13 protein-coding genes are annotated in these 19,814 nt (G+C 72.4%); 7 read left to right on the top strand and 6 right to left on the bottom strand.

The window, feature by feature from the left end:
- Positions 1–29 precede the first annotated feature (29 nt).
- Positions 30–602, top strand: a complete 573-nt coding sequence (locus POL25_RS18750) for a hypothetical protein (protein ID WP_272087460.1) — start codon at positions 30–32, stop codon at positions 600–602.
- Between the two features lie 43 nt (positions 603–645).
- Here POL25_RS18750 and POL25_RS18745 read toward each other — a convergent pair whose 3' ends face one another.
- Positions 646–2,709, bottom strand: a complete 2,064-nt coding sequence (locus POL25_RS18745) for an OmpA family protein (protein WP_272087459.1) — start codon at positions 2,707–2,709, stop codon at positions 646–648.
- A gap of 417 nt (positions 2,710–3,126) precedes the next feature.
- On the opposite strand from POL25_RS18745, the gene POL25_RS18740 reads away from it, so the two are divergent.
- Together POL25_RS18740 and POL25_RS18735 are read left to right on the top strand one after the other, a co-directional pair.
- Positions 3,127–4,569, top strand: a complete 1,443-nt coding sequence (locus POL25_RS18740) for a DUF4215 domain-containing protein (protein WP_272087458.1) — start codon at positions 3,127–3,129, stop codon at positions 4,567–4,569.
- 113 nt (positions 4,570–4,682) lie between these two features.
- Positions 4,683–5,618, top strand: a complete 936-nt coding sequence (locus POL25_RS18735) for a ferredoxin reductase domain-containing protein (protein ID WP_272087457.1) — start codon at positions 4,683–4,685, stop codon at positions 5,616–5,618.
- 86 nt (positions 5,619–5,704) lie between these two features.
- Here the strand turns inward: POL25_RS18735 and POL25_RS18730 are convergent, their stop codons facing one another.
- Entirely contained in the window at positions 5,705–7,549 is a 1,845-nt protein-coding gene (locus POL25_RS18730; protein WP_272087456.1) for a hypothetical protein, read from the bottom strand.
- A gap of 13 nt (positions 7,550–7,562) precedes the next feature.
- The gene (locus POL25_RS18725; RefSeq protein ID WP_272087455.1) at positions 7,563–8,528 is read right to left on the bottom strand and encodes an ABC transporter ATP-binding protein; all 966 of its coding nucleotides are present in this window, start codon (positions 8,526–8,528) and stop codon (positions 7,563–7,565) included.
- 308 nt (positions 8,529–8,836) lie between these two features.
- Here POL25_RS18725 and POL25_RS18720 point away from each other — a divergent pair, with 308 nt between their 5' ends.
- The 3 genes from POL25_RS18720 to POL25_RS18710 all read left to right on the top strand — a co-directional run bounded on the left by POL25_RS18720 (position 8,837) and on the right by POL25_RS18710 (position 10,817).
- The gene (locus tag POL25_RS18720; protein ID WP_272087454.1) at positions 8,837–9,295 is read left to right on the top strand and encodes a hypothetical protein; all 459 of its coding nucleotides are present in this window, start codon (positions 8,837–8,839) and stop codon (positions 9,293–9,295) included.
- Positions 9,296–9,533: 238 nt separating this feature from the next.
- On the top strand, positions 9,534–10,319 hold the full coding sequence (locus POL25_RS18715) for an enoyl-CoA hydratase/isomerase family protein (RefSeq protein WP_272087453.1): 786 nt from the start codon (positions 9,534–9,536) through the stop codon (positions 10,317–10,319).
- Positions 10,320–10,358: 39 nt separating this feature from the next.
- Positions 10,359–10,817: a GatB/YqeY domain-containing protein gene (locus tag POL25_RS18710; RefSeq protein WP_272087452.1), complete on the top strand. Its 459-nt coding sequence runs from the start codon at positions 10,359–10,361 to the stop codon at positions 10,815–10,817.
- 228 nt (positions 10,818–11,045) lie between these two features.
- On the opposite strand, the gene POL25_RS18705 is transcribed toward POL25_RS18710, so the two are convergent.
- The gene (locus tag POL25_RS18705) at positions 11,046–12,050 is read right to left on the bottom strand and encodes an ADYC domain-containing protein (protein ID WP_272087451.1); all 1,005 of its coding nucleotides are present in this window, start codon (positions 12,048–12,050) and stop codon (positions 11,046–11,048) included.
- A 431-nt stretch (positions 12,051–12,481) separates the two neighbouring features.
- On the opposite strand from POL25_RS18705, the gene POL25_RS18700 reads away from it, so the two are divergent.
- The gene (locus POL25_RS18700) at positions 12,482–15,493 is read left to right on the top strand and encodes a protein kinase domain-containing protein (protein ID WP_272087450.1); all 3,012 of its coding nucleotides are present in this window, start codon (positions 12,482–12,484) and stop codon (positions 15,491–15,493) included.
- A 269-nt stretch (positions 15,494–15,762) separates the two neighbouring features.
- Here the strand turns inward: POL25_RS18700 and POL25_RS18695 are convergent, their stop codons facing one another.
- Positions 15,763–17,964 carry an FG-GAP-like repeat-containing protein gene (locus POL25_RS18695; protein ID WP_272087449.1) on the bottom strand — a complete coding sequence of 734 codons (2,202 nt, stop codon included), beginning with the start codon at positions 17,962–17,964 and terminating at the stop codon, positions 15,763–15,765.
- Positions 17,965–18,377: 413 nt separating this feature from the next.
- Positions 18,378–19,685, bottom strand: a complete 1,308-nt coding sequence (locus POL25_RS18690) for a TfuA-like protein (RefSeq protein WP_272087448.1) — start codon at positions 19,683–19,685, stop codon at positions 18,378–18,380.
- Between the last annotated feature and the right edge of the window lie 129 nt (positions 19,686–19,814).

The raw sequence follows: 19,814 nt of genomic DNA, 5'->3' as shown, positions 1-19,814 counted from the left end.
GGCGCGGGCTTGTCTACACCTTCGGAGCGATGACCCGCGCCGCGCTCGTCCTCGGCCTCGCCCTGTGCGCCTGCAAGGAGCCCACCGGCGCCAACACGGGCGGGCTCGTCGTCGTCTCCGACACCTCGCCGACCGAGTTCGGCGACCCACCCGAGTGCGACGGCACCACCGGCGGCACCACCGGCACGGGCGGCGCCACCGACACGACCGGCGACGACCCGACCGGCACTTCCGGACAGGTCCCTCGAGACATGTCCGAAGGGGAAGCCTTCTGCGCCGCCCTGACCTCCGCCCCCGCCTGCGACGGCGTCGCCCACGGCGGCGGCGAGTGCCGCTGGATGGACGTCGTCCCCGTCTACCCCGGCACCTGCGACGTCACCCAACTGTTCCGCACCTGCGTGTTCGTGCCTGGCGAGCCCAAGTGCCCGGTCCCGACCTCGTGCGACCAGATCGGCCTCGGCGTGTTCGGCCGCCGCGGCTGTGACGGCGCCGTCGAGCTGATCATGGCCGGCCCCAGCGAGGGCCTGTGCGGCACCCCGGCCGGCTGGCCGCTGTGCGCCGGCGACGATCCGCCGCCCGAGTGCACCTGCGCCTGCTCGTGAGCCGCGCCCGCGGCTCGTCGGTCACGAGCCGCGCGCGTGTCGCTCACGGAGGCGGCGCGGCCGGCTCCTCGGCCTTCTTCTTCGCCTTCGGGGCCGGGGCCGGGGTCGACGCCGCTACCCCGCCCTTGTAGCGGGTCACCTTGATCGACGTGCGGTTGTTCTTGGCCCGCCCGGCGGCGGTCAGGTTCACCGCGATCGGGCTGTTGTCGCCGAAGCCGTTGGCGGTCACGCGATCGGGGCTCACGCCCTTGGCCAGCAGCGCGCTGCGGACCGCGTCGGCGCGCTCGCTGCTGCGCTGCTTCGGGTTGCCGCGGTCGTCGGTGTGGACCCCGATCTCGATCTCCTCGTACTCGGGGTGCGCGTTGAGGAACGCCGCCAGCTGCTCGACCAGCGGCGCGCTCTTGTCGTCGACCCCGTTGGCCGACGTGTACTTGATCGCCTTCTTGAGCCGCAGCTTCTTGCCCTTGCCGCTGACGAGCGGCGTGTCGACCGGCACCGCCCGGCGCAGCTGCTCCTTGACCGCCGTGAACTGCTCGCCCGGCTGCACGGTGAAGCGCAGCGACTTCTCCTCGAAGCCCGGCGCGCGGGCGATCGCGAAGTAATCACCCGCCGGCAGCTCGAGGCGGATGAGGCCGCCCTCGGTGCTCGTGAACGGCTCGTCGACCCCGTTGCCCGAGACCGACAGCGTCACCAGCACCGGCGCGCCTGCCTCGTCGGTGAACGCCCCGTCGAGGATCCCGACCGGCGGCGTGTTGGCGACGTCCATCGTGATCGTGATCTGCGTGTCCTCGCCGGCCTTGATGTCGGCGGTCGCGTCCTTCGTGGCCTTGTTGGCCAGCTCGACCTGGATCGCCACCTGGCCCTCGGGGAACCGGTAGCTGGTGAAGTTGCCGCCGTCGTCGGTCAGGATCGCGTTGCTGGCCGCGCCCGGGAATCGCACCTTGGCCCCCGCGACCGGCGCCCCGGTGTTGTCGAGCACCTGGCCGACCACGCGGCCCTCGACCACCGCCGGCGGCGGCAGCGGCTCGTTGGTGCTCGCCGCCGGCACCTCCTTGACCACCGGGTTGGGGTCGATCGACCAGCCGAGGCCGAGGATCACCTGCCACGGCGCCACCGGCGGCCCGTACTCGAAGTTGGGCGACACCATGCCGATGTCGACCGCCGCGTCGAGGTGCAGCCCGGCGATCACGTTGGCGCGCAGGCCGACGGTGCCCCACAGGCTCGAGCGCGGCAGCGGCGACGGCGACGCGCCCTCCTGCTTGAACACCGCCATCTCCGCGGTGGCGACGTCCCACGCGAGCTCGACGATCGGGTCGAGGCCGAACTTGCCCTCTTTGCCGAGGCGGACCGGGAAGTCGAGGCCGTAGCGCATGCGCACGCGGCTCGGCGCCACGCCGAGGGCGAAGCGCGACACCTCGCGGCTGGTCGGGTCGGTGAACTTGCCGAAATCGATCAGCTTGCTCGAGTTGTCGAGCAACCACCCGATGTTGGTCGAGAACCGCACCGGCACCTGCTTCTGCGTCAGGTAGCGGACATCGAGGGTGAACAGGAAATCGATGTTGAAGTTGACCTTGTCGGTGAGCAGCCGGCTCGTGCCCGACAGCAGGCCGATGCCCATCTGACCGCCGAGGCCGATCGCGCCGCCCTTGACGAACCGGTGCGCGCCCTTGATGCCGAAATCGAGGTCGCCGAGCGCGAACTGATTGACCTGGTCCTGCCGGCCCGGCTGCGCGCGAGCGTTGCGCGACGCCTGGCTGTGCACCGCCAGGAACACCTCGCCCCACTTGAACGGGCTGTAGCCGATGTTGACCGTGCCGCGCACCCGGCCCTGCTCGTCGGGCCCGTGCTCGCTGCTGTCGTAGATGAAGCCTTCCTTGCGGAAGAAATCGGTGTGCAGGCGGACGCGGACCGTGTGCCGGCCGCCGACGTCGGCCAGCGTGGTGTGATAGAGGCCGAGGCCGCCGCGTAGGCTGTTGACCGCCGGTTCGCGGCGCCCCTGGACCATGCCCGGCTGCTTGTCGCTGACCGACTTCGGCGGCGTCGGGGCCGGCACCTCCGCCTCGGGCCCGGGCGCCGGCGCCTCGCTCGTATTGATACTTCCGGACATGTCCCCGGAGACAGCCCCACTCGCCTCGCCCCCGGCCGTCCCCGCGGGCGGAGGCGCCGCGCCTGGATCGCCGGCCGGCAGCGCCGGCGGGGCATCGGCGGGCGGCGTCTCGCTGGCAGGAGGCGTCGTCGCGTCCGCGGGGAGCGGAGGCGGCTCTGCCGCGGCGGCGCGGAGGGGCAGGCCCACAAAGATCCCCGAGAGCGCAAACAGCGAGGCGCGTCGCATGCGGGAAGCGTCCTCCAAACGCGGCACACCTGTCAAACCTTTGTGGCGGACCGCCCCCGGGCGTGCGGACGCGAGCACCGGAATTTGGCCGGTGCACCACCAACTATTTTTCGACGTGCCGCCAAACTGCGACGGAAAGCGACAAACGCGGCGATTGCTGACCGAGGCCCTGCGGCGTGCGATCATGAAGTCATGGCCAACGCATATCTCCCGGGCCGCGCAGCGCGGCTCACAGCCCTGTCTCTTGGACCCTGGCTCCTGATCGGCTGCCCCTCGGACGGCACAACCACCAGTCAATCCGGCACGGACAGCGATCCGACCTCGACGACCACTTCGGGCACGACCGATCCGGAAATCACCACCACCACCGGCGAGCCGACCACCGTCGCGCCGACCACCGGCGAGCCGACGACTTCGACCACCGAACCTGCCCCCGCCGTCTGCGGCGACGGCGTCGTCGCCGACAGCGAGGTCTGCGACGACGGCAACGACGAGCCCGACGACGGCTGCGACAAGAGCTGCCAGAAGACCGCCGCCGTGCTGTGGACCTACACCCACAGCGGCGCGGCCGGCGAGTTCGACACCATCAACGCCATCGCCATCGACCCCACCGGCAAGATCATCCTCGCCGGCATCGAGGGCGTCGCGCCGAACGACAGCGACATGCTGCTCATCGCCCTCGACCCCGACGGCACCGAGCTGTGGAAGAAGACCTACCCCGACGCCAACGGGCTGCCGAACTTCTTCAGCTCCGTGGCGCTCGGCGACGACGGCACCATCTACGCCGCCGGCACCGAACAAGTGATGAAGGACGTGAACGCCCCGGTGGTGCGCTCGTTCGACCCCGACGGCAACGAGGGCTGGACGTTCATCGAGCCGCCCGCCGACATGCTGGGCGGTACGATCTCCGGCCTCCTGCTCGAAGGCGGCAAGCTCTACTCCACCGGCGCCGAGAGCCTGAGCGACAAGTCGGCGCAGTTGGTCGTGCGCCGCCACGACCTCGCCACCGGCGAGGCCGACTGGAAAGCGGGGACGCAGGCGGACTTCGCGTACGCGAGCGGCAACGCCATCGTCAAGACGGAGGGCGGCGTGCTCGTCGCGGGGCTCGTTCAGGATGAGGATTACCAGACCCGGCCCCTGCTCGTGGTCGTCGACGACGGCGGCGCCATCGTCAGCGCCGAGGTCGAGGATCATCCCGGGGGCGCCTGGTACGACGCCGAGGCCATCGGCGCCGCCGGCGACATCGCCCTCATCGGTCGCCGGCGGCCCGAGGGCGTCACCGGCTACGACTTCGGCCTGCGGCGCGTCGGCCCCGACCTGGCCGAGCAATGGACCGACATCTACGACCACGAATTCTTGTACGGCACCGGCAACGGCGTGGCCGTCGGCCCGGACGAGCGCATCTTCGCCTCCGGCTTCCACGTCGCCCCGAAGCAGTTCAACGACGTCTTCGGCGCCCTCTACGCCGGCGACGGCACGCGGCAATGGACGCACATCTACAACAACGACGACATCGACCTCTACGACGAGGGTCGGGACGCCGCCTGGGGCCCCGACTTCCTGGTCCTGTCCGGCCAAGTGAACGTGCTCGGCGAGGACGGCAACGTCTGGGTGCGGGCCTTCAAGGCGGACTGATCCCGCCCCTTGCCGTATAATCCGGAACTCCCCGTCTGGCGGGCCGGGGCGCCGAATTCCCGGCCGACGCCCGGCGCTTGTTCCGCCGCACACTGCCCGGGTAAAGTCACACCATGGCCAAAGAGCTCGCGTACAACGCCACCCTCGCCGAGCGCGAGGACCTCACCCCCGCCCTCGCGGTGTTCCGGATCCGTCCCGACGAAGCGCTGCCCGGTGAGGGTTCGTGGTTCGTGCCCGGGCAGTACCTCACGATCGGTCTCAACAACACCGAGAAGCCCGAGCTCGGCGGCGTCCGGCGCCCGATGTCGATCGCCTCGGCGCCCGAGCGGCGCGACCTCGTCGAGTTCTACATCCGCTTCGTCGACAAGCCGGAGTCGGACAACCCGCTGACGCACCTGCTGTGGAAGGCCCGCGCCGGCGACCGCATGTTCCTGCGTTCGCACCCGGTCGGCAAGTTCACGGTCGAGGACACCATGGGCCACGACGCCCGCGTCAAGGTCTGCGTGGCCGCCGGCACCGGCCTGGCGCCGTTTTTGTCGATGGTGCGCAGCAAGGTCAACCAGGACCCGGCGGTGCGGCTGGACGACTGGGCCATCATCCACGGCGCCAGCTACAGCAAGGACCTCGGCTACCGCGACGAGCTCGAGGAGCTGGCCCGGCGCAACGGCCTGCGCTACTTGCCGACGGTCAGCCGGCCGCAGCAGGAGACCAGTTGGAGCGGCCACGTCGGCCGGGCCGAGGACTTCTTTCTGGCCGACCGTCTGTCTGTCCTCGAGGACAGCCTCGGCCTCGGCCGCGGCGGCTTCCGCCCCGACCGCGTCGGCATCCTGATCTGCGGCCTCCAGGGCACCATCGGCGCCACCATCGAGCGCCTGCTCCACCGCGGCTTCGTGCCCGACAACCGCAAGATCCGCCGCGCCCTCGAGATCCCCGAGGACCTGCGCGCCCACACCTTCTACGAGGCCTACGACACCGTCCCGCCGATCGACCTCAACGACGAGGGCCGCGTCGGCGCGCTGCGCACCACCTTCCACGGCGCCGGCCGCTGAGCCGCCGCCGCCGATCGCGGCGCCACAATAAACAATGGCCCGAAGGACATGTCCTTCGGGCCATTATTATGACTCGCCTGCTTCGCCTATTCGCCGGCCGCCGGCGCGACCGAGGCCGGGCGCCGGAGCGCGCGCAGCAGCGTCCACGGCACGGCGACGGTCAGCAGCGCCTGGACCAGGCCGAGCAGCGGGCTGAGCGCGGTGAACCCGAACACGTGGGCGTCGCGCCACAGCAGCTCCTCGCCGGGGCGGGCCCACATGATCATGTGGCCGAACGCGACCGCCAGCATCGCCGCGCACACCCCGGCCCACGCCCGCGACGCGAACGTCATCGGCGCGACGGCCACGCGCAGGGCCAGCAGCGCGGCGACCCCGAGGAACCAGCCGGCGTAGAGCAGCGCGACCGGGTTCCACAGCAGCCACATCGACCCCTCCGTCAGCAGCATCCCGGCCAGCAGCAGGTAGAGGCCCGCCCAGCCGACGAACTCGCCGACCAGCGCCGCCACCGGCGTGCGCCGCAGCGCCGGCGGCACGTCGCCGGTCGGGGCCCGCATCATCAGCAGGATCGCCAGCGGGATCGTCAGCAGGCCGAGGTTGAGCAGGTAGAACTCCTCCGCGCGCCACGGGTGCGGCGGGTTGGCGGTCGTCACCAGCACCATCGCCACGATCGCGCCGACCAGCGCCTCGCCGCGGCGCAGCGACACCAGCGAGGTGTTGCCGACCCGGCGCGCCAGGGCCCGCAGGCCGAGGAACGCAAACGTCAGCATGCCCGCGGCGCCGATCACCACCGGCGCGGTGGTGTCGAGCGACGCGCCGAAGCCCCGCGAGGCCTCGCCGAGCCCGAACGCCTGCGCCAGCGAGTGGCTGGCCGCCGCCTGCGGCAGCAGGGCCAGCGTACCGGCTGTCCTTTCAGACAGCTCGGCCGCCAGCGCCACCCCGACCCCGCCGAGCACGCCGAGGATCGCCGCCAGCCCGCCGCCGACCAGCCCGGGCGAGCGGACCTTGCCGAGCGCGAGCCCGGCGAGCTGCCCGAGCATGACGAGGAACGCCCCGCCCGCGAGCACCACCGCGACGAACGCCAGCGCCGCGCCGAGGTGACCGACCGCCGCCGCCGCCGCGAGCATGAGCAGCAGCTGCGGCGCCGCCAGCACGCCGACCACCGCCAGCGGCCCCGCGGTCAGCCCGATCGCCAGCTCATGGGCCCGCAGCGCGCTGCCGGCCAGCGGCTGCAGCGTGTTCTCGTGGGTCTCCTGGGCCATCTGCGTGCCCGCCAGCACCGGCGCGGCCAGCAGCAGCAGCAGCAGCAGCGCCCCGCCGGCCAGCACGCCCGTCAGCTTCAGCGCGTCGGACGGCGGCAGCGGCGAGGCATACTCCTCGATGCGCGGCGACATCCCGCGATCGACCACCACCTGCAGGATCGCCACCTCGTCGGCGTCGTACCAGTTGTAGTCCGGGAGGCCGTGGAGGCCGGTGGTCAGGAGCGGGTACTTCGACCAGGCCTCGTAGGCCAGGCGGGCCTCCTGCTGCAGCTTGCGGTGGGTCCGCGGCGCGTCGCCGTGGGCCGCCCGCACGAGCCGGGTCTCGGCGGCGTCGAGCGCGTTGTTGACGCGGAAGGCGACCTCGTCGTAGCCCGTCTCGCCGCCGGCGAACCGCTTGGCGACCTCGCGCCGCAGCTGCGCCGCCTCCTCCGCCGAGTCGGCGATCAGCATGAAGCCGGCCTCCTCCTGGCGGTAGCGGGACTGCTCGAGCTCGAGCGCGACCCGCAGCTCGCGCTCGAACTCACCTGTCCCGAGAGTCAGCCAGGTACCGAGCACCGCCGACAGCGCGGCGAGCAGCACGGACAGCCCGAACAGGCGGCGGCCGCGAGGGCCGCGGAGGGCCCGGGCGACGAACGGCCGGGCGGCGGAGCGGATCGAGAGGGGGCGAGACATGGCGGGCTCCTGGCTAGTTGACGCGGTCTTCGGACAGGCGGTTGTAAACGTCTTCGAGGCGGCTGCGCACGCGGCTGCAGGTGACGACGCGGACGCCCGCGGCCACCAGCGCGGCCAGGGCGTCGGCCATGCGGTCCTCGCCGCCGGGGATCTGGGCGGTGAGGGTCTCGCAGCCGTCCTCGAACCCGCTGGCCTCGACCAGGCCGCGGTGCTCGATCAACAGCTCGCGCGCGCGCTCGCTGCCGGGCCCGCCCTCGCGCGTCGGCGGCAGGATGCGCAGCTCGTAGACGAACCGGCGCACCTCGTAGCGCTCGATGATGTCGCCGACGTCGCCCGCGACCACCAGCTTGCCCTGCTGCAGGATCGCCAGTTGATCGCAAAGGTCGTCGAGCTCGCGCAGGATGTGCGACGAGATCAGCACCGTCGTCCCGCGCTCGCGCGTGCGTTGCAGGATCGCCCGCAGGTCGCTGCGCCCGCGCGGGTCGAGGCCGTCGGCCGGCTCGTCGAGGATCAGGAGCCGCGGCCGGTGCAGCAGGCAGCGGGCGATCAGCAGCCGCTGGCGCATGCCCTTCGACAGCGAGCCGGCCGGCGCGTCGCGCTTGTCGACCAGGTCGAAGGTCACCAGCATGTCCTCGACCGCGGCGCCCAGCTCCTTGTCGGGGATGCGGAAGCACTCGCCGAAGAAGCGCAGGTACTCGGCCGGGCTCATGTGCTTGTAGAGCGGGTTGCCGTCGCCGAGGAAGCCGATCGCCCGCCGCAGGTCGGCGTCGTCGATCTCCGGGGCCCGGCCGTCGAACCGGATCTCGCCCTCGGTCGGCCGCATCACCGTGGCCAGCATGCGCAAGGTGGTCGACTTGCCGGCGCCGTTGGGGCCGATGAGGCCGCAGATCGATCCGCTGGGGACCGTGAGGTCGAGGCCGCGGATCGCCCAGCGGTCGCCGTCGTAGGTCTTGCCGAGGTTCCGCAGGTCGATGCGCATGCTGTCCGCGCGACGAACGCCGCCACGCCTGAGGATATTTCACCGCATCCGCGATTCTTCGTCGAGCGTCCGCGGCCGTGCGCACCTGTCCCTTGGGACATCTTACCTCCAGGCCGCCGCCGGGCGGCTGGCCTCGCGTCCTCGCGCCGCCGTCGCATCCCGCCGCGGGCCCGGCCCCGGTCCGGCCCTGCCGCCCGATCGCCGCCCGCGTCCCCGCCCGTGCCCGCCCCGGACCCCGCCGCCCCGGCCCGCTCGGACTTGCGTCACAGGCCGCTGCGGGGCCCCGGCGGCCTGGTATGCTGCGCCCCATGCGACGCCCGCTCATCGCCGCGCTCATCCTCGCCGCCTGCGGTCCCACGGCCCCTGCGCCCACCGAGGTCGCCAAGAGCGCCCCCGCCGAGGCCGCCAAGGCCCCCACGCCGAGCCCGGCGCCGACGCCCGAGGCCGCCCCTGCGCCGGCCGAGAAGCTGACGATCGCCAAGGAGCCGCCGCTCACGCCCGAAGAGATCGCGCTGATCGAAGCGGACACCAAGAACTTCACGCCCGAGCAGCACCGCGCGCGGGCCCACGCGCTGCGCCGGAAGATCCTGCAGAACCCCGACAGCCCGCAGGCGCAGCAGCTCGAGCAGCTCCGCCGCGACGTCGAGGCCGGCACGGTCAAGCCCGAGCTCCCGCCCAAGTCCGGCGACGCCCCCGGCAAGGGCCTCACGCTCCACGCCCCGGCCGCGTCCAGCCCGCCCGCCCCCGCGACCCCGCCGGCGCCGTGAGCCGCGCCGGCGCATGGCTGTCCCTCGGGCCAGGCCCGCGCCGACCGTGCACGCATGTCCTCCGGGCCATGCGCGCCCGGGTGTCGCTCCGACCCGTCGCTCTCGCGTGTCCTGTCAGCCATGCCCCTTCGGACATGCCTCTCCGGACATGCATGAACCGCCATGGTCCATCGAACATGTCCTCACGCACATGTCTTTTCCGCCATGAACCTTCGACCCGCCGCTCCGGAGCCCGCCCATGAGTGACGAGGCGCGCGTCCTCGAGGCCGAGCTCGCGCCGGGCCTGCTGCGCTGGACGATCAGCCACCCGCGCAAGCGCAACGCCCTCACCCCGGCGATGCTCGCCACCCTCGAGGCGCGCGCCCGGGCCCTGCGCGGCGAGGTCGTGCTGCTCGACGCCACCCCGGGCCCGTGCTTCTGCGCCGGCTACGACCTCGACGCCTTGCCCGAAGGACAGCTCGACGCCCCGGCCGCCAGCGCCCCCGACGCCCCGCTGATCACCGCCTCCGCCGCGCTCCAGACCTGCGACGCGCTCTTGATCGCCGTCGTGCACGGCGAGGTGTTCGGCGCCGGCGTCGAGCTGATCGCCGCCTGCGACCTGCGCCTCGCTGCCCACGGCGTGCGCTTCACCGTCCCGGCCGCGCGCCTCGGCGTCGTCTACCACGCGGCCGGCGTGGTCCTGCTGCGGCGCGTGTTCGGCCCGGCGCTCGCGCGGCGGATGCTGCTCGCGGCCGAGCCGATCGGCGCCGAGGAGGCGCATCGGGCCGGCGCCCTCGCCTCGCTGCACCCGGCCGACGCGCTCGCCCGCGCCGGCGAGGAGTTCGCCGCGCGGCTGCGTCAGGGCGCGCCGCACAGCCTGAGGGCCCACCGCGAGCTGCTGCGCGCGCTCGACCGCGGCGGTCCGACGGGCGAAGAGCTGGCCGCGCACGAGCAGGCCCGCCGCGTCGCTTACACCAGCGAGGACTTCCGCGAGGGCCGGGCCGCCGCGCGCGAGCGTCGTTCGCCCCGCTTTCGCGGCGGCTGAGGCGCCCCGCGGCAATTGTTTGTTATCTTCCGCGGCCTCATGTCCGTCAAAGACCAGATCGAAGCCAAGCTCCGCGAGGCCCGCCTCGCCCGCGACGAGGCGACCAAGAACGTCATCGGCATGCTCAAGAGCAAGGCCCTGCTCGAGCTCAAGTCGGGCTCCGGCGCCGAGGACAACGACGCGCTGTGGCTCGACACCATCAAGTCGTACGCCAAGCAGCTCAAGAAGACGATCGGCGAGTACGAGAAGCTGGGCGACCGCGGCCAGCAGCTGCTCTCCGAGGCCCAGTTCGAGCTCGGCTTCTGCGAGCAGTTCATGCCGAGCCGGCTCGACGAGGCCGCCACCGAGGCGCTCGTCCGCGAGGCCGCGACCGCCAACAACATCACCGATCCCAAGCAGGTCGGTAAGCTGGTCGGCGCGGTGATGAAGACGCACAAGGACCAGGTCGACTCCGACCTGCTCAAGCAAGTCGCCACCCGCGTGCTCGCCGGCGGCTGAGCGGCCGCTCCACGGCGAGCCCCCACGCTCGCGCCCGCACGCACGCACGAAGCCCGCGCATCCTCGTGGAAGCGCGGGCTGCTGTTGTTGCCGCGCTCGCGCCCGCACGCACGAAGCCCGCGCATCCTCTCGGAGGCGCGGGCTGCTCTCGTCGCCGCGCTCGCGCCCGGACGCACGAAGCCCGCGCATCCTCGGGGAAGCGCGGGCTGCTCTGGTCGCGGGGCTCGCTCAGCCGGCGTCGACCTTGGTCCAGAACAGCGCGTCCGAGTAGGTCGTCAGGCTGACGTCGCTCGGGCAGGCCGGCAGCGTCTGGCCGTTGCACTGCACCTGCGGCGCCGAGTAGGTCGAGCTGCGGGGCGTATTGATGCAGCGGACGCCGGTGCGGCCCCACACCGCCTCGTTCGGATCGCCCGTGTGGAGGAAGGTGTTGATGTTGTAGCGGTCCTTCACCTGCATGCTGGTCCCGGTCTGCGTGAACGAGTGGCCGGTGAAGCAGTAGTCGGCGCGGATCATGCGGGTGGCGACCTCGAACTCCTCGAGCGTGCGCTCCCACGGCCGGTAACCCCAGGTCACCGCCTTGCCGATCGCGCCCGAGGTACACGCCAGGTACAGCGTGTTGCTGCGCTTGGTCATCTTGCCAGTGACCTCGTCGACCGCGAGGTCCTTGATCGGCACCATCGTCGTCGCGCCCGACGCGTCCGGGCTACAGACCGGCACGACGTTGTCGTCGGCGTCGTAGGTCTCGAACACGTAGCGCGCCTCCTTCGTCGAGATCTGCTGGACCGCGGTGATCCAGATCTCGACCGGCACCGCCGCCTCGTCGTCGGCGTCGTGGTCGCCGTCGCCGTCGGTGTCCGCGTTGAACAGCGTCAACTGCCAGCGCGACCCGATCAGGTCGGCGCCCTTGTAGACCTTGCTCCCGACCTTCGCCTCGAGCGTCCCGTCCTTCACCGACCCGTTGGTGATGTCGAGCCACACGTTGCCCGGCCGGAGCAGCTGGGCGCCGGTGAACTGCGCGCCGGCGTGCACCTGGCCCGACAGGTCGAGCTCCGAGAACGCCGTGGTCCCGATGGTGCTCGTGTTCAGCCACACGCCGCCCGAGGCCCCGCTCCCGGGCCGCGGGAGGACAGCGCCGAGGTCCGCGTCCGCGGCATCCACCGCGCCGACATCATCACAGCCAGCGCCCATGCCCATGCCCAGGATCGTGAAAAGAACAAGGTTGCGGACGTTCATCGGGGGTTCTCCAGCTCGGGTTCTGGCTTGTGCATGTGGCGTCCCCGAAGCCCGTCCAGCGAAAATCTGGGTCCCAGCTCCACATTTTTTCAAACTAAACAATCAAACATTTTTTCATTATTAAAGTATGAATAGTTAGATTATGTTTGAGACTATTTTCTATTTAGCTCCTGAAAGTCCACATTGATTTGTTAGAAAATAACCAGCGCAAATTCGCCCGCCTAAATACACTGTAAATCACAAGTAAATATTCGCGGTTCGAGCTCGCCTCTTCTATTCTCCAGAGGCGCCCCCGTGGGTGCCTGCCGCTCATGGCGAAGCCGACCGCGCTGGACAAAACGACGCCTACCGCTCAAGTCACCGAGGTGGCCGCCGCCGCTTCCCCATCTCTCGCTCCGTCCGGGAGAGGACCGTTCGCGGCGACCCTGCGGATGGACGAGGCGCTGACCCGCGAGCCGCCGCCCTCGACCGCACCCGCCCCTGCGGCCGCCCCTGCGGTCGCCACCACCCATCCCTCGCTGCTGGCCCACATCGGCCGCTTCACCATCCTCGAGCGCCTGGGCGAGGGGGCGATGGGCATCGTCTATGCCGCCTACGACGACCAGCTCGACCGCAAGGTCGCCGTCAAGGTCCTGCGCAACGACACCGCCCGCCGCGAGCCGCTGGCCCGCGAACGCATGCTGCGCGAGGCCCAGGCGATGGCCCGCGTCTCGCACCCCAACATCGTCACCGTCCATGAGGTCGGCGATCACGACGGCGAGGTGTTCATCGCCATGGAGTTCGTGCGCGGGCAGAACCTCGCCCAGTGGCTCAAGGTCGCCCGCCCGTGGCGCGCCCGCGTCGAGACCCTGCTGCAGGCCGGCCGCGGCCTCGCAACCGCCCACGCCGCCGGCCTGGTCCACCGCGACTTCAAGCCGGCCAACGTGATCGTCGGCGAAGACGGCGTGGCCAAGGTGCTCGACTTCGGCCTCGCCCGCGCTGTCGACCGCGAGCCGCTGGCCGAGGACGCGCCGGTGCTGCGCAGCACCCTGACGAGCTCGCTCGACCACCAGCTCACGCACACCGGCGTGGTCGTCGGCACGCCGATGTACATGGCCCCCGAGCAGCACATGGGTCAGCCGGCGACCGAGAAGAGCGACCAGTTCAGCTTCTGCGTCAGCCTCTACGAGGCGCTCTACGACGCGCCGCCGTTCGACTGCACCAGCCTGCTCGCGCTCACCGACGCCGTCACCCGCGGCGCGATCCGGGACCCGCCGCCCGGCCACCACGTCCCCGCGGCCCTGCTGCAGATCATCACCCGCGGCCTCGCCGTCGATCCGGCCCGTCGCTTCCCCTCGATGCCCGCCCTGCTGGCGGCCCTCGAGCGGACCCTCGAGCGCCGCCGCGCCCCGTGGTTCATGACCGCCGGGCTCGCCGGGGTCATGGCCGCCGCCGGCATCACCGCCGCCTCGATGCAGTCGTTCGGCGACACCTGCGAGGGCGCCGGCAACGAGCTCGTCGGTGTGTGGGACTCGGTCGCCGCCGCGGCCGCGCGCGAGGGCCTGCGGCGCACCGGCGTGCCGTTCGCCGAGGACACCTGGACCCGCGTCAAAGTCCGCCTCGACGCCTACGCCGGCGAGCTCGTCGGCATGCGGGTCGACGCCTGTCAGGCCCATCAACAGGGCCGCGCCTCGACGCACCTGTTCGACCTGCGCACCGCGTGCCTCGACCAGCGGCACAAGAGCCTGGCCGCGTTCGTGGCGATCCTCCAGCGCGCCGACGCCGAGGTGGTCGGCAACGCCGGTGCCGCGGCCGCCAACCTGCCCCCGCTGGCCGCCTGCGACGACACCCGGGCCCTCACCTCCGCCGTCCCGCCGCCCGACGATCCCAACAGCGCCGCCCGCGTCGCCGCCGTGCGCGGGATCCTGGCCGAGGCTCAGGCGCACGAGCTCGCCGGCCAGATCACCGAGGGCCTCAAGCTCGTCGAGGGCCTCGAGCTCGGCGGGCTCGACTACCCGCCGCTGGTCGCCGAGATCGGCCTGCGCCACGGCAGCCTGCTCAGCGAGGCCGGCCGCCACTCCGACGCCTTGCGCGAGCTCACCAGCGCCCTGCAGACCGCGCTCGCGTGCGGCCACGACGTCGTCGCCGCGACCATCGCCACCCGCCGCGATTTCGTCCGCGCCGGGCGCCTGCAGCAGAGCCACGAGGTGCTGGCCGACGCGCCGCTGATCGACGGCCTGGTCGCGCGCGTCGGCTCGACCCGCGAGGGTCGCGAGCTGCGCGGCGACCACCTCAACAACCTCGGCATCGCCCACGCGGTGCTGGCCGAGATGCAGGCCGCCGGCGAGTACTTCGTCGCCTCGATCGACGCGCGCCGGGCCGTGCTCGGCGAGGAGCACCCGCAGGTCGTCTACGCGCTCGGCAACCTCGGGCTGGCCCTGCTCAGCAGCGACGACAGCCTCGGCGGCGTCGAGCGCCTGCGCGCCGCCTTCGCCGCGGCCGAGACCAGCCTCGGGCCCAAGCACCCGCACATCGCCCTGCTGGCGATCAACCTCGGCATCGGCCTCACCGCGCTGCACCGCTTCGCCGAGGCCGAGAGCTACTTCCAGCGCGCGCTGGCGCTGCAGAGCGAGCTGCTCGGGCCCGACGCCGCCGACCTGCGCTGGGTGCTGACCGCCATCGGCGACCTGGCCGTCGACCAGCGCCGCTGCAAGGAGGCCGACGCCAGCTACCGCCGCGCCCTGCAGGTGATCGGCGCCGACGAGACCTCGGTCGACGGCGCCGCCTTCGTGCCGGTGCTCGGCCTCGGCAAGGCCGCGACTTGCCGCGACGACCTCACCGCCGCCGCCGCTCATTTTCAGCGCGCGCGCACGATCGCCGAGCGCAACTTCGGCCCCGACGAGCCGCGCACCGCCGAGGTCGACGACCGCGAGGGCGACATGCTGCTGCGCGCCGGCGACATCGAAGCGGCCCTCGGCCAGTACCTCCGTGGCCTCGAGATCCGCAAGGCCCGCCTGCCCCCCGGCGCCCCGCAGCTGGCCGAGTCGCTGCGCCGGATCGCCGAGGTCCATCGGCTCGCCGGCCGCCTCGACGAGGCCGCGAACATGCTGCAGCAGGCCCAGACCCTGCGCGAGCGCGGGCCGATGATCGACGGCCCCGAGGCGGCGCTGATCCGCCTCCGCCTCGGCGACCTGGCCCTCGCCCGCAACGACCCCGCCGGCGCCCGCGGCCACTACGAGCGCGCGATCGCCATCTTCACCGCGACCGGCGACGAGAACACTCTGGAGCTGGCCCAGGCCCGCTTCGGCCTGGCCCGCGCCCGCACCACCGAGACCGCCAGCCTCTCGCTCGAGGACCGCAACCTGGCCCAGCAAGGCCTGATGACCCTGACGACCCTCGGCCCAGCCTACAAGCGCGAGCAGGACGAGATCCGCGGGTGGCTGGCCGGCCAGCCGGCCAAGTAAAGCGGCCACTCGTAGGTGCCCGTTCGGCCATGTCCTTCCGGACATGACTCCGAGGACACGTCCTCGAGGGCATGTCCTCGAGGCCATGTCCTTGGGGGCATGTCCCATACGTCATGTCGATGCGACCGCCGCGACCCGGACGCGCTCGCGGCAGCAACGGTCGTCGTCCCGCTGCGACGGTGGGTCGTCTGCCGGCCCGGCGTGCCGCCCGGACGGCCCGAACTCCGCCGCGACTTGTCGCCGCGGCCGGGCTGCCTGCGAGCTGCGCCTTATCGGCCCGACGCCGAGGCGCCGCCGGAACGCTGCGTCCTCCGGCGCCGCCGCAGCCCGAGCGCCGCCACCAGCATCACCAGCGCGCCTCGACCGTCGCCGCGAGGATCGCCGACGCACCCGCAACCCTCTTCGGCCCCATCAGCCGGCGTCCCGCCGTCGCTCGCGCTCGCCGGCCCCGAGCTCGCCTCGCCCGCGCCGCCGCCCGTCGTCTCCTCGCCCGAGCTCGTCGGCGCCTCGCCCGAGCTCGTCGTCGAAGTCCCGCTCTCCTCGCCCGACGTCGAGGTCGTCCCCTCCTCGCCGCCGGTCGTCGGCTCGGGCTGCTCGCTCTCAGGCGCGTGGACCAGCGCCAGGTAGGCCCGCGTCGCCCCGTCCACGGACGGGTCCCACGCGATCAGATCGACCGAGCCGCTGCCGTCGACATCGGCGAGCAAGAACCGGTTGGCCGAGGACTCGCTCGGCCCGGCGTTGACCATCGTCGGGTGCGGATCGAACCCGTCCGCATGCCCGTAGTAGAGCTGCGGGCGCCCCTCGCGGAACGAGGCGCGCCAGAACAGCTTGTCGGCGTGGCCGTCGCCGTCGACGTCGCCGTAGAAGAACCGCGACGCCGCCACGCCGCTGGTCCCGGCCGCGTGCTCGCTGTGGAACGTGAAAGTCCCGTCGCCGTCGCCGGCGAACACGCGCGTGCGGCCCTCGTTCGCCTCCGGGTCCCACACGATCTTGTCGGCCAGCCAGTCGCCCGTCAGGTCGGCGAAGCCCAGCTGCGCGTCGGGGTTCTGACTGATGCCGGCGTCGTCGCCGAGAACCTCGTCGGCGAACTGCCCGTCGCAGCGCGACAGCGCCGCGCGCGTCTGCCCGTCACCGCCCGGATCCCAGGCGATCCGGTCGGCGCACGCGTCGGCGTCGAGCCGCGCGAACGTCAGCCGCGTCCCCGCCTGCGCGCTGCCGTCGTTGGAAGTCGCCGCCGCCGCGAACGTCCCATCGCACTGCGAGCGGGCGATCCGCGTGCGCCCGGCCTCGACCGCCGGGCTCCAGTCGATGCGATCGGCGCAGCCGTCACCGTCGACATCGGCGAACGACAGGGTCGTTTCGGCGGTCGCGCTCGCGCCGGCGATCGCCGCGCCGAAGTTGGCCGCGCCGTCGTTGAGGTGCACGCGCACCCCTCCCTGCGCCGGATCCCACCCGATCTTGTCCGCCGCCCCGTCGCCGTTCACGTCCGCGAAATAAAGCCGCGCGCCCTCGCCGTCGCCGCGATCGTCGCTCCGCGGCGCCGGGGCGAACGGCGCCGTGCGGATCGTCGCCAGCACCGCGAAATGGTCCGACGGCGAGATGCCACCGTACTCGCTGCGATCGATGCTCGGGTGATACGCGGTCGCGTCCTCGACGCTGGTGAAGACGTAGTCGAGCCGCGTGTACGAGCTGCTCGGCGCCTTCCACGAGCTGTTGAAGGTCGCGGTGTCCTCGGAGGTCGTGCCCGAGTAGCGCGCCGACCGAGCGAGCGCGTAGCCGGCCTGCGGCGCCTCGAGCAGCGGCACGATGTCGTCGTCGTCGCCCGCGCCCTGGCGCTGCGGATCGGAGTTGAGGTCGCCGATGAGGACGACGGTCAGCCCCTGCCCCTGCGCCGCCACGAGGGCGTGGAGCGCCTCGGCGGCGGCATTACGCGCCAGCCAGCAACCTGCCCCGTGAGCCACGTGGGCGTTGACGATCAGATACCCGCGGCCCGAAACCAGATCGCGCAGCTTGACCCACGCGGCCGTCCTCCCGCTGGCGTTCGGGTGACACGCGTGATCCTCGGCGTACGGGTTCGGGATGCCGATGTTGCCCTGCCCGTCCTCGGGCGGATCGATCAGCCGCTCGAAGCGACCGCGGCGAAAGAAGATGATCTTGGGGCTGCCGTTGGGCGGATGAAAGCGATCGTGAGTGGCATCGAAGGCAGCCACCAGGTCGCCCTGAATCACCGGATCGCTCGCCTCCTGCACGCCGAACACGTCCGGGCCGTTGCCCTCGATCAGCGCCATCACGCCGGGGCTGCGCTCGCTCCAGGCATAGTCGCCGGGATCCTCGTCGGTGATCTTGCGGACGTTGTAGGTCATGACGCGGAACGGCTCGTGCAGCGGAGGTCCGGCCGCGGCGGCGATGTCGGCGGAGGAAGTCGCCAGCGCGAAGACGAGGAAGCGAAGACCACGAGACGGTTGCCGCACACGCCGACGATAACCCGTGAGCCCCCGCTCCGCCGCCTCTGCATCCGCCGCCCGGTGCCCGCCGAGACGCGGACGACTGCGCCTGCCCTCGCCCTCGCTGCGCCGCCTCAGCGTGGCCGAAGACCCGCGCGACCGCCGAGACGCGGACGACTGCGCCTGCCCTCGCCCTCGCTGCGCCGCCTCAGCGTGGCCGAAGACCCGCGCGACCGCCGAGACGCGGACGACTGCGCCTGCCCTCGCCCTCGCTGCGCCGCCTCAGCGTGGCCGAAGACCCGCGCGACCGCCGAGACGCGGACGACTGCGCCTGCCCTCGCCCTCGCTGCACCTTCACGCACCGCGTCGGCGCGACTGAGAGTTCGCGCAGTCCGACCGCGCCTCGCGGCGACCGCCGTCACGCGCTCCGTCCGCGCCGCTCAGGGCGCGCGCGACCCGGCCAATGTCGCCTTGACCCGTGCCACCGCCGTCAGCAGTTGGTCGAGCGTCGTCAGCCCCAGCGAGCGCAGCGCCGCCGGCAGGTCGGCGCCGAGCCAGCGGACCTCGCGCTCGTACCACTGCAGCAGCGCCTCGCGGGGCAGCCCCGACTCTGACCAGCCGACCTCGCCCGTCGCCGCCAGCTGCTCGCGCGCGCGCCCGAGCTCGCCGCGTCGCTGCAGCTCGAGGATCACCAGGCTGCGCACCGCCAGCGCCTGCTCGCGCCCGAGCGCGTCGACGATCGCCTCGGCCCGCAGCAGCGCCTGCGACCCCGCCAGATCGAGCCCCTGTTCTTTGAGCCATGTCCCCATGGCCAGCTTGTCCCGCAGCCCCAGGGCCCGGCGGATCCGCTCGGCGGCCGCGCTCATCCCCGCGCCGTCGACCTCGATCCCGCGGCGCTCCGCCTCCTGCAGCGCCAGCGCCAGCAGCAGCGCCCCGCGCCCGCGCTCCTCGCCGCCCGGCGACAGCAATCCGTGCAGCGCCAGCGCCTCGTCGCGCGGCGCGCTCGCCTCGCTGCGCGCCGTCGTGGCGATCATCGCCTCCCAGAAGCTGGTCGCCTCGAACTCGAATTTCGCCACGTGCGGCGGCATCGCCTCGCCGCCCGCCTCGGTCATCGCCCGCAGCAGCGCGATCGCGTCGTCGCGCTTGCGGTTGGGCCGGACCCGGCCGATCAGCGCCCGCAGCCCGACCAGCTCGTCCTCGTCGACGCCGAGCCCCGGCGCCGCCCGAAACAGCGCCGGCCACGAGCGGTCGGCGTAGAAGGTGGCCTTGGCGTGCGCGAGCAGCCGGCCCGCCGTCGCCGCCGAGATCGAGCCTGCCTTTTCGGCCATGTCGAGCCCGTGGCGCAGGTTGACCAGCGCCTCCGACAGCGGCCGGAAGCCCGACTCCGCCGCGCCGTGGGCCACGGCGACCTCGTCGTCGTCGGTCAGCTCGCCGCGCGCGAACGCCTCGAACACCGCGCCGACGCCCTCCATGCCGAACGGGTGCAGCTCGGCCGCCCGCAGCGCCCCCATGCTCGCGGCACCGAACACCCGCACCCCGCGCGACAGCGCGAACAGGAGCTCCTTGTGCCACACCGCCGGCACCGAGTTGAAAAGCCCGTCGACCAGCCCGATCGCCCGCGCGCCCTGCCGCGTCACCGCGTCATAGACATCGCCGAGCCGCGCCGGCGGCAAGAGGTTGGCCGTCGTGTGCAGCGACGCCTCGCCGCTCGTCAGCGTCGGCCCGAGGAACACGACAAGTCCGCTCATGCCGCCCTCCCGGCGGTACCATCCATGGTCTTTCGGACATGTCCGCATCGACATGTCCATTCGCGCATGGAAATAACATGTCCCTCAAGACATGTCCCTTCGAGCCTCCGCGCCTCCGCGCACGACGCC

The sequence above is a fragment of the Nannocystis bainbridge genome, from assembly GCF_028368995.1.
GTDB lineage: Bacteria > Myxococcota_A > Polyangia > Nannocystales > Nannocystaceae > Nannocystis > Nannocystis bainbridge.
This window is presented reverse-complemented; position numbering and strand designations above follow the sequence as displayed.